Source organism: Collinsella sp. OM04-5 (genome assembly GCF_003439125.1).
In the GTDB taxonomy this organism is placed as follows: Bacteria; Actinomycetota; Coriobacteriia; order Coriobacteriales; family Coriobacteriaceae; genus Collinsella.
The window spans coordinates 1-1,039 of record NZ_QSUU01000031.1; the positions used below are offsets into that span (position 1 = coordinate 1).

At 65.7% G+C, this 1,039-nt stretch carries 2 protein-coding genes; both read left to right on the plus strand.

Translation table 11 applies throughout. The features are described 5' to 3' along the window. Window positions 1–216: PTS sugar transporter subunit IIC (locus DXB53_RS09815; RefSeq protein ID WP_147326485.1), on the plus strand; the 216-nt coding region annotated here is incomplete at its 5' end. Next, window positions 197–1,030, plus strand: a complete 834-nt coding sequence (locus DXB53_RS09820) for a PTS system mannose/fructose/sorbose family transporter subunit IID (RefSeq protein ID WP_035138993.1) — start codon at window positions 197–199, stop codon at window positions 1,028–1,030. The genes DXB53_RS09815 and DXB53_RS09820, both read left to right, overlap by 20 nt. The last annotated feature ends 9 nt before the right edge of the window (window positions 1,031–1,039 follow it).

The window sequence follows — 1,039 nt, forward strand, 5'->3', positions numbered from 1 at the left end:
GCCATGGGCTTCGCCATGCTCGGCCGCCTGGTGCTCACCAAGCAGCTCGTGCCCTTCTACTTCCTGGGCTTCCTGCTGTGCTCCTACGCCAACGTGCCCGTCCTGGGCGTCGCCCTGATCGCCATCATCATCGGCATCGACAAGTTCGACCTGCTCGGCCTGGGCGGAGCCCAGCCCCAGCTCTCCGCGGAAGGGGATGAGGACGATGACTTCTAGTCCCGAGAACAAGATCACGCGCTCCGACCTCGTCAAGAGCGCCGTCAACGTCGGCGCCCTGGGCATGGAGTTCTCCTGGACCTACTACAAGCAGATGAACATCGCCTTCTGCCTGATGGTCGCCAACATGCTCAAGAAGATCTACGCCGGCCGCCCCGACGATTACGCCGAGGCCCTGCACCGCCACTGCGCGTTCTTCAACATCACCGTCCAGTTCGCCCCGTTCGTCGGCGGCATCGCGATGGCCATGGAGGAGAAGGTCGCCCGCGGCGAGATCGAGCCCGAGAGCGTCAACGACGTCAAGGCCGCCCTCATGGGCCCGCTGTCCGGCATCGGCGACTCCATCTTCCTGTCGACGCTGCGCGTGGTCGCCGCCGCCGTGGGCATCAGCCTGTGCCAGGCCGGCAACCCCTTCGGCCCCATCGCCTTCCTGCTCATCTACAACGTCCCCGGCTTCGCGCTGCGCATCTGGGGCGCCGTCAAGGGCTACGAGCTGGGCGTGGGCTTCCTGGACGAGGCCCAGAGGACCGGCCTCATGCAGAAGATCATGACCTGCGTGGGCATCGTGGGCGTCATGGTCGTGGGCGCCATGTGCAAGGACATGTTCTGGGCCAGCATCCCGGTGGCCATCGGCTCGGGCGACGACGCCCAGACCCTCCAGGACATCCTGGACGGCATCATGCCCGGCATGCTCGGCATGATCGCCTTCTGGCTGTACTACTGGCTGCTGTCCAAGAAGATCAACCCCATGGTGCTGATCGTGGCCACCATGGCCGTGGGCATCGTCGGCGCGTTCTTCGGCGTGCTGGCGTAAGGGCCCGGC

Excerpts from the sequence above, each read along its gene's own strand:
- DXB53_RS09820 (WP_035138993.1), top strand. The coding sequence starts at position 197 with ATGAGGACGATGACTTCTAGTCCCGAGAACAAGATCACGCGCTCCGAC.